10 protein-coding genes and 1 pseudogene are annotated in these 9737 nt (G+C 38.4%); 3 read left to right on the forward strand and 8 right to left on the reverse strand.

The window, feature by feature from the left end; genetic code table 11:
• Positions 1-164 (forward strand): annotated as a pseudogene (locus DNK84_RS15210) (IS256 family transposase); the annotation flags it as partial.
• A gap of 188 nt (positions 165-352) precedes the next feature.
• Here the strand turns inward: DNK84_RS15210 and DNK84_RS06235 are convergent.
• Entirely contained in the window at positions 353-1186 is an 834-nt protein-coding gene (locus tag DNK84_RS06235; protein WP_162902268.1) for a hypothetical protein, read from the reverse strand.
• 283 nt (positions 1187-1469) lie between these two features.
• On the opposite strand from DNK84_RS06235, the gene DNK84_RS06240 reads away from it, so the two are divergent.
• The gene (locus tag DNK84_RS06240) at positions 1470-1907 is read left to right on the forward strand and encodes a universal stress protein (RefSeq protein ID WP_119343691.1); all 438 of its coding nucleotides are present in this window, start codon (positions 1470-1472) and stop codon (positions 1905-1907) included.
• A 40-nt stretch (positions 1908-1947) separates the two neighbouring features.
• Positions 1948-3090 (forward strand): radical SAM family heme chaperone HemW, encoded by a 1143-nt coding sequence (hemW, locus tag DNK84_RS06245; protein ID WP_119343699.1) that lies wholly within the window; start codon positions 1948-1950, stop codon positions 3088-3090.
• A gap of 49 nt (positions 3091-3139) precedes the next feature.
• On the opposite strand, the gene DNK84_RS06250 is transcribed toward hemW, so the two are convergent.
• The 7 genes from DNK84_RS06250 to DNK84_RS06280 form a co-directional block, all read right to left on the reverse strand.
• Complete coding sequence (locus tag DNK84_RS06250; protein ID WP_119343692.1) at positions 3140-4522, reverse strand: methylated-DNA--[protein]-cysteine S-methyltransferase; 1383 nt, start codon at positions 4520-4522, stop codon at positions 3140-3142.
• A complete protein-coding gene (locus DNK84_RS06255; protein WP_119343693.1) occupies positions 4522-5229 on the reverse strand; it encodes a 2OG-Fe(II) oxygenase in 708 nt (235 codons plus the stop codon). The genes DNK84_RS06250 and DNK84_RS06255 overlap by 1 nt, the downstream gene beginning before the upstream one ends.
• 13 nt (positions 5230-5242) lie before the next feature.
• Positions 5243-5833, reverse strand: a complete 591-nt coding sequence (locus DNK84_RS06260; RefSeq protein ID WP_119343694.1) for an alpha-ketoglutarate-dependent dioxygenase AlkB family protein — start codon at positions 5831-5833, stop codon at positions 5243-5245.
• A complete protein-coding gene (locus tag DNK84_RS06265; RefSeq protein WP_119343695.1) occupies positions 5830-7080 on the reverse strand; it encodes an ATP-grasp domain-containing protein in 1251 nt (416 codons plus the stop codon). The genes DNK84_RS06260 and DNK84_RS06265 overlap by 4 nt, the downstream gene beginning before the upstream one ends.
• Positions 7073-8014 (reverse strand): alpha/beta hydrolase, encoded by a 942-nt coding sequence (locus DNK84_RS06270; RefSeq protein WP_119343696.1) that lies wholly within the window; start codon positions 8012-8014, stop codon positions 7073-7075. The genes DNK84_RS06265 and DNK84_RS06270 overlap by 8 nt, the downstream gene beginning before the upstream one ends.
• Positions 8011-9273: an MFS transporter gene (locus DNK84_RS06275; RefSeq protein WP_162902269.1), complete on the reverse strand. Its 1263-nt coding sequence runs from the start codon at positions 9271-9273 to the stop codon at positions 8011-8013. Before DNK84_RS06275 ends, DNK84_RS06270 begins: the two co-directional genes overlap by 4 nt.
• Positions 9266-9737: hypothetical protein (locus DNK84_RS06280; protein ID WP_208123263.1), on the reverse strand; the 472-nt coding region annotated here is incomplete at its 5' end. The genes DNK84_RS06280 and DNK84_RS06275, both read right to left, overlap by 8 nt.

Here is a 9737-nt window from a genome sequence, read left to right on the forward strand (position 1 = left end):
TGAGGAAAGTAACGAAAAATAAGCGTTCTTTCCCCAATGATAATGCAGTATTTAAAACCTTGTTTTTGGCAATTGACTATATGACAAAAAAATGGACAATGCCAATTAGAAGCTGGAGTGAAGCAATGCCGTATTTTTTAATTAAATTTGAAGGCAGAATTTAAGTACTATGAAAAATTTACACAGTTAGATGGATGGGCTCCCTGAATTAAAAATAGATAAGTAGTGAAACCTAAATTGCGCCGACGACCAACTTAGTACAACAACCATCATAAAAAAAATGATAGATACAGTAATTGCCATAGTATACATCTTACTCGATGTTTGATACCATTTTTTCGACATATAAAGCTCACGTTTGCCTGATTAACTGTTTATAAAACTCTTTCAAAGCTTCATGCATATCAACAAATCTTGGGAAACTTTGAAAAACGCTTTTTGAGGAGAATTTTTCAAAATCATGGAGAAAATCAAGCATCTTATAATCCTCTATAATTGTCACATCAAGGCTACCAGAACCAACTATCTCTTGTGTTACCTGCCGATTATACCCTGTTATCCCTTTAATAGAAAATTTATTATGATTCTTCCGAAATAACGATAATGCTTTTCCTCTATTTTTTTTAATTGATACATTATAAACACCTTTCTTAATTACTTCTGTTTCTGAATACTCCTGAAAAGACGTACAATAGTTGTCACACTCCTCTTTTTCTACATATTCTATACAAGTTATATTTGACAAATAGTCATTAACATATTTATCAAAATCACATTTTAAAATTATTCTCTCAAAAGGATTGGCTTGGCTTCCAGTAACCTTTCTAACAATGTGGTTTAAATCAGAGAGTTTTGGGGAACCTTGGTAAGCTGTATAACTACCAAAAGAATGTTCATGATCATAAGTGAAAAACAGTATTTCATGTTGCTCACCTAGAGCCTCAATATTAATTTTTTCACCGGAATTAGTGATTTTATGCCTGCTCCCCGTAGGTTTTGTAATGCAACCAACATAAAAATCATGAGGCTTTTCTAATTTTTTAAACCATAAAATCATATCATTTTTATAATCTTGCCTATCTGAAAGCAATGAGGGAGCTATATTATATATTTTAGTATGATTAAATTTTTCAGTTAGCTGGAACCCATAGACCGCTACTCTTTTTTCTCCATAATCCTTATTCAAAATAATATATCCTTGCAAAGTGAATAACACGATTAAATCACATTATAATTTTATTTTCAACTTCCCATAAATCTAACTCTCATCTTTCAGAGGCTCCACTACGTTTACTATAGTTCTATACCACCCCAAAGTACTTTTTACCTTTAAAATAGACGCATTCAAAGCGGCCATAGCGTTAATACATAACTGACTCTTCAAAAAATCACATACAACCCATATATTTTATTGTGAAATTGGCTTAAAATTATCCCAGATAAGTTTGCAGCGTTTTGGAGAATCTTACATGAAAAACTATAAGCACATTTTACTGGCCACTGATTTACACTCTGATAATCAACCGGTGATCGAACAGGCTGTCGCACTTGCCAAACGTAATGATGCCAAGTTAAGTGTCATCAATGTGTTACCCCACATTCCCTATTATATGGCCTCTGGTGTGCCTTCTATTTCGGACTTGGAGGACTATTTAGAAGAAGAAAACATGAAGCATTTAAAAGCGCTTGAAGCGCAAATTGACATCGAAGCAGATTTTCATCTGTTACATGGTTCCCCAAAGCGTAAGATTGTCAAACTTGCCGAGGAGTTAGGCTGTGATATCATCGTAATCGGCAGTCATGGCCGTTATGGTGTTGAGCGTTTTATTGGCTCAACGGCTAACGGCGTGTTACAGCGCGCACATTGTGATGTTCTTGTTATTCGAATCGGTAAACCAAAACATTAAGCTTTCCTTCTCACATAAATCAAACATTTATATTCCTTCTATGATTCAACTACCTACGCTAAGCCTGTATATTCACTTTCCCTGGTGTGTGAAAAAATGCCCCTATTGTGATTTTAATTCTCACCAGCTTAAAAGTAATATACCGGCACCAGAGTATATTTCAGCCCTAATACAGGACTTTAAAACCCATATAACCGAGCTTCAAGGCAGGCAGTTTCACAGTATCTTTCTTGGTGGTGGAACACCATCACTTTTTCCAAGTAAAGATATGGCAAAATTATTTGAATTTTTCGATAAAAACAACCTGATTCAACCTCAGGCTGAAATTACCATAGAGGCAAACCCAGCCACCATTGAACATGGCAAATTTACTGATTATAAGGCCATGGGTATCAATCGGATATCTCTTGGCGTACAAAGCTTTCAAAATGACAAACTCAAAGCATTAGGGCGTATCCACAACAACCAGGATGTCTACCAGGCAATAACATCACTGACAAACGCCGGCTTTACAAACTTTAATATCGATTTAATGCACGGATTACCCAACCAATCCCCACAAGATGCTGTATTTGACTTACAAAGCGCCCTTGAGTTAAACCCCACTCATTTATCCTGGTATCAATTAACCATAGAGCCCAATACGGCTTTTGCGGTTAAGCCACCTAATCTGCCTGATGAGGATACTTTGGGTGTAATTGAAGAGCAAGGCAAGGCGTTAATTCAACAATATGACTTTTTACAATATGAAGTCTCAGCCTTTGCCAAAGATGCATGTCAAGCAGCACATAATCTCAATTACTGGCGCTTTGGCGATTATATCGGTATTGGTGCCGGCGCTCATGGCAAGATAACCGATTTGACAACCGGTGTGATAAAAAGACATTGGAAACGAAAGCATCCAAGCCTTTATCTTGCTGAAAAAACGTTTCCTTATGGTCAATCGATTATCGATAAAACATCACTGCCTTATGAGTTTATGTTAAATATTTTACGGCTTCACGAAGGCTTTAGCACAAGACAGTTTGAATCTGCTACGGGATTAAAGATTACTGAAATTAAAGCACCACTGAAAAAGGCACTTGATAAAGGGCTATTAGTACAACAAAATGAGTGTTACATCCCCAGTAAACTAGGACGTACTTTCTTAAATGATCTGATTAACCTGTTTCTGCCTGATTAAGGATAGCATAGAGGTTATACCACTTGTGAATCATTTTGCAGTGTTTAGCTCATACTATCGGCCTTTCTAAATTCAACAGCTTTTGTTTACAGACAGTGCCACCGGCATAACCGCCAATTTGACCATCTGCTTTGATCACGCGATGACATGGCACGATAATACATAGCGGGTTTTTAGCATTGGCAGTTCCGACTGCACGAACAGCGTTGGGGTTGCCTATTTTCTCTGCCAAAGCGCGATAGCTTAGTGTCTGCCCAAAGGGAATTTGCTGTAAAGTCTGCCATACACTTTTTTGAAACGTGGTTCCCTTCAACACAATCGGCAAATCAAAGCATTTAAGTCTTTTTGCAAAGTAAGCATCAAGCTGACTGATAGCCTCCTTTAGAACTTTATTGTTGGGTTTAACCTCTTGTATTGATTGATTCAGCCATTCACAAGATAGAAGATATTGATCATTAGCGTGCAATTTTATCAATCCAAATGGGGTGCGGTAACTTACTTCTTCAAACCCGCTAGTTTGCATAGAGTCCTCCTTTTTATGTAATTTTGTTTTCTTATTTATTTTTAAGGGTTGTTCCACAGGTGTTTTTGTTTTTATCGTTTCCGCATAGATATAGCAGTAGCTTGCAACATAGGCGCATAAGGGGTGCGCACCCTCAATCTGATCACGCGTCAATATTTTCTGTAAAAAAACATCATTTTCAGGAAATGCACCCTGATCACCCAATGCTCTAAGGGCAATGTATTCGGCGCTCCAGCGCCCAATACCTTTGAACATCATCAATTGTTTGCGAAATTTTATCAAGTCTTGTTTAGCCGAAAAGTTGATTTTCTTTTGCCAAACCGCTTGTGATACTGCTGCAATGGCTATTTTTTTCATTGCTGGAACCCTTAAGTAATCAAGTGTGCTCTGGGCTAATACAGATGGTTTTGGAAAAAGAAAAACTTCTTTTTGATTGTGTGGATCAATTATGCTTTCACCATAGTGATCAATGAGTGTTTTGGTTAAGTTGGTTGCTTGTTTGATAGAAATCAGTTGACCAAGGATTGTCGTTATTACAAGTTCAAATGGATCCCAGGCGCCTATTTTTCTCACGCCATAAAAATACGGCCAACTGTGACAAATATGTGTACTGTCTAGTGTTTTTTGCAAATGCTCAGGGTGATGAGCAAGATCAAACATATTGACCAAACGCCTCTTTACTTCATCGATTAAAACAGGGCACGTCGTGTTAATTTCAGCAACCAGTCTGTTATTACTTGGCTCATTAGAGACAATTACCTGTCTAAGCTTCCCCCTATGGTCAATAAATAAACGACGATAACATGCCTGATCAAAATGTTCCAAATCTCCAATCTTGTGTTTGGCGTAATAAGCTAAAAGCACCTGCCAATCAAATGGCGTGTGGTAGTTTAGATATACTCTGGCCATCACACACCTGTAACATAGTTATGAAAAATAATACCCAGACTATAACGCTCACCTTGTAATACTTTAGAAACACCATGCTTAAAGCTTGACTTATAATACCCTCTTACTCCTGGTGCTGGATGGTATTTTGCAGATAAGATTAAAGCATCCCCAAGATCAAGATTAACTACATGCGCAATGGTTTGCATCCTTGGGCGCTGTTGCGCAAGAATAATTTCCCCGCCTGAGAATTCAACCTCCCTTTTGCTTAATAGGAATATCATTTGATAGGGAAAATATTTTTCTGAGGTCACATCTTGATGCAAGCAGTTATAATCCCCTTGCTGATACCTTAACACCAACGGGGTTGGCTTGGTCTGATTAGCTTGGTATTGTAGGCGTTCAAACTCGCAGAACTCATCAGGGAAGCTAGACTCCTGCACCATTTTTTGGCTCCACTCATTGGCGCAATCAACCAGTTTTTCGTAAAAATATCGCCTCAAACGACTGATGATATCAGGAAATGGATAGTCGAAATAACGATACTGTCCTTTCCCGAAATTATATCTTTGCATATCAATGGTAGAGCGATAGTATTGATTTTTGTCATATAAATCTCTTAACAAGAGACAGGTTTCTGGTTTTAAAACATTTTTAACTACACAAAAACCTTCTGATTGAAGGCTTTTTTTATCAATCAGCCCTACGCTATTTTCACATAATTCCATGATAATCCATCACTTAATATTGCTGTATTGTTCTAAAGGTGAAATTCATTCTGACTTCTTTCACCGTGCGCATTTTTGGCAAAGCATGCTGCCAATCATGCTGAGCATTACCCCACATCAGCAATAAACTGCCTGAACTCAGGTGTGTCTCTACTTTCTCATTATTACCAATTCGCCTAAACACAAACTTGCGACAAGCTCCCAAACTCAGTGAAACAATTACTGAGTTTCCCTCCAATGAACGTTCGTTATCTTGGTGGTAACCCATATATTGCAAGCCATTGGCGTAGAAGTTACCAAGTACTGAGTTTAGCCGACAGCTAAATTGAGCATTGATCGCCTTACATAAGTTCAGCAGCCAATGTGGCCATGGATGGGGTTTATGACTTACCCCACTGTAAGCATATTCTAAACCTTCATCAGCAATCCATAGTACTTTTCTTGGTACTTTAATCTTACGCCCAAACATATAAATATGCTCATGAAGCCATGGCAGACACTGTGCTTTTACCATAAACTGGCTTGCCTCTTTTTCGCTTAACCACATTGGATATAATAGTGCATCCAAATCAGTATGTAGTTGTATTGCATTTGTTGTTTTCATACAACCAATTCTTGCTCTATTTTTCTGATGGCTTTGTAATCCTGCAAAAGCTGCTCTTTTTGTTGATGTGCAAGCACGACAAAACCTAAGTCCAAAGTTGCAAATAAATCTTTTGTTGGGGCAACAGAATCTCCATTTTTTACTTGGATAGAGACATGATGATAACTTGAAAGGCTTTTTATTTTTTCCACCGTATGCTCAAGGTTATTTATTACACCTTCTTTCATACAGACAAAGAATACAACCATCATGTTAATTAGTAAATCGTAGCTATTAGAAATAGGTCGTTGTTTCGTAAAATATCTAACCGTACGGTCAAGTTGGCTATCACCTGTGGCAACCATATTATAACATGGATGCCCACCACCATGAGCTCTCGCTCCAACCTCAATCAAACGCAATCCGTTTATGGTATGCATAATCTCAATATGAGCAGGACCAAAGTTTATTCCTAAAGCATTTAGAACTGAATACGCATAACGTTGTAGCTCTTGATATAATTCAATATCGGAAGAAAGCCACTCCATGTAGTCATACATGGCAATATGTCTATCATTGCTAATTTTTTGATATCTACAGATATTTGATATTGTATGTTCTCCCTCATAACTCATTGTATCTACAACATATTCTGTTCCATGCATAAATTCCTGAACGATGAGTTGATCGTTTAAAATTCCAAGACGGTTATGTACGTTAAGAAGCGACCGAAAAATCCCTTGCCAATTGTTATCTGCTGCATTTACTTTATAGATGCTATCAGTGCTCGCACTTTTTGGAGGCTTTATGACAAAATTTGAGTTATTTAACCCTTCATCAACTAGCCAGGTTGCTACCTTCTCCTCATCTTCTGTACATAACTGCTTTGCCGTAGTTATACCTGCATCGGCAACAGCTTCCATCATTCTACCCTTATGTCTGCGAACTAACGCTTTGCCTGGATCATTACTCAGGTTAGGTAAAAGTAAACAACATAGCTGGTCAGCTAACTCCACACCAGACTCACATCCTGCCACAATGCAAATCGGATCAAGCTGCTTGATTTGAGAAGCAAGACCTTTAAGACTGCCCTCATAAATAAATATTTGCTTATACTCCTCTGGCTTGTACGAGGCAGCATATACATCAGGGGCTTTATTTGCCGTTTGCACTGCTACCACATCAACATTTGCCTTATTAAAAGCATGTGCATAGTAGGCGCCAGATGAGTACGGGTCTACTATTATAGCTACAGCTCTTTTAGGCATGGTCCCTACCCTCTTCCAAGAGCTCAACACATTTATTGCAAAACTTATCCCATGCTTTAGATACACTTTGACTTAAGCCACGGGCTCGCATTGCAGAATGCACTAAGCCTTTTTCTATGTTCAGTTCTGTTTTTATACCTTGTTCACTTAACAGCTTGGCATATTTTTCCGCATCGACCACTAACGGATCCATCTCAGCACCCATGATGTAAGCAGGTGGCAAGTTGTTAAAGTCTGCGCTTAGAAGTTGTGATACATAGGGATGATATACATCTTCACTGTTTTTTAAATAGCAATCTACGTAGTACTCCATTTCGCCTGCTGTCAAAAGCGGAGAATCTTTACCATCTTTCATCCACCTACTAAAATCAAGTACGGGACTGATCAATGCTTGAGCGGAAATTCTGGGGCCATTTCTATCTCTACACATCATCACAAGACTGACGGCCATATTAGCACCAGAGCTGTCTCCACATAAAACAATATTGTCAGCATCGACGCCATAAGTGCTAGCATTTTTTACTATATCACATAGCGCATCATAGCAATCGTTAAGCCCTAATGGAAATTTATGCTCAGGTGCCATCCTAAAATTTAATGCGATAACTTGAGTAGCTGTTTTGTGCGCAAGTTCAGCCACCAGCGAGTGATGGGTCTCCAACGACCCGACAACAAAACCACCTCTTCGAATATAGACAATAAGCCCTCTATGGCAACAACCCTTTGGCGTGTAAACTCTAACTGGGGGTATTTCTGAAGAAAAGTGTATATCTTGCGTTTTAATGCTCGATTCTACCGTATAGGGAAACACTTTATTTAAATTTAAATACAACTGACGTTGTTCCGATAAAGGCAGCTTGTAAAAATCAGCAGGCATCGCTGCATTACAACGATCAACGAATTCTTGAATTCCATCAGCATATAATAAGTTCATGTTCTCACCTCTTCACTTTCACTAAATTTGTATTTTTCCTGTCTTAAAATATCTTGTAAAATTCCCCGCCTTACCAGCGGAATAAGACACAACATTGAGCCAGTTCCACCAATCCATAGCGCGGATGATATACCCCAAAGGTAAATAAGCAAAGAAGCCAATAAGCTGCCAACTGCAATCATTCCCCATAGCAGCCATCTTTGTACTGAATTAATGCGCCCCAAAAGCTGTTTAGGAGTTTCCAACTGCCTTAAAGTGAGCGAGGTTGGACCAAAAAGACCTTCACCTACCCCATGCACTATCCCCGTAATGATCAAAAATATAGGAGAATGAAGGGCACCTGACATAGGAATGCCAAAGATACCAGAAACAGAAATGAGCGCTCCAAGCACAAGCGTTTGTGAACTACCATATTTTTTAGCTATCTTTGGCGCTAGCAGATTTCCAAAAGGCAGGCCTATTGCAGCAGAACCAACTACGATACCAATCATCATGGGGCTTAAGTTTAAGACCCTATCACAGTAAATAACAAGGCAGCTTGTAACCATACTAAGAAACAATACATACAAACCACCACAAGTAATCACAGGCTCAAGTTTGTCATGACGTAAAATAAACAAAAGTCCTTCTTTAATATCGCGAAAGAAGGGTTGATTTGATTGATTTAATTTTCTAGGAGACTCTGATTTCTGCCTAATCGCGAAAAGCGTTAGTACGGAAATCACAAAAGTTAGACAATTCATAAAAATCGTCAGCATAATGCCTAAAAAAGCAATTAATGGCCCTGCCAATAGCGGTCCTAATGCCCGAGCAGTTGATTCCGAAAAAAATAGCCTAGCATTGCCATTTTGAATTTCATTATGGTTACTAAATAATTCAGGAAGATATGATGAGTAGGCAATCTGAAAGAATACAAGGACACATCCACTAACAAAGACCAAACCTAGCAATAGCATTAAGCTAAGTAGTTTAAACCATGCTAAAACGACAATTAGTAAAAATGTTGATGCCTGTATACTATCACATACCAACATAACTCGCTTTAATGGTAAGCGATCAACTATAACTCCTGCAAAAAGACTGAAAAGCAAGAATGGCAGAAAAAAAGCAAATCTCAACAGTGCCGCTTCAGACTCTAAAACTCCTGGAATAGATAAGGCGAATAATGGCAGAGCGACCATCAAAATCTGATCACCTAATACATTCAATGACTGCCCCGCCCACAAAAAATAAAAGTCCCTTTTATGATTCTTATACATGAATTTCCTCATTAAGCACGGGTGCTGTATCTAACATGTAGGCTTTGACTGCATTTTTTGCAATTGTCTTGCTTTGACTTGGATTATCTGTGACTGCAATGGCATAAGCGTAACGACACGACACATGATCATGAGGTGGCAAAATAAGTTTTTGCCTCGGAGAGGCCAATATTTGCGTTTCATAGATCCCCTTTGGTAATTTGTTTTGATCAATGGTCACTTTATTTGCCGTGACATTCTTCGTTGGATAGAAAAATTGTATTGATGCCGATTTATCTCGTATTTTTTCAGTGTTTGGCAACAATCCACAAGCTACTCTCACAGACACCTCCCCTGGATTAATTCCATTTGCGATCCATCCAACATAAGGAATTAGCCCTAATGGCACTAAGTTAAGGAAAAATATGAACATATTGTAGAATTTGATTGCAACGCCGCACCTATTGCATATAAGATACTTTTCT

Source organism: Facilibium subflavum (assembly GCF_003574485.1).
GTDB lineage: Bacteria > Pseudomonadota > Gammaproteobacteria > Francisellales > Francisellaceae > Facilibium > Facilibium subflavum.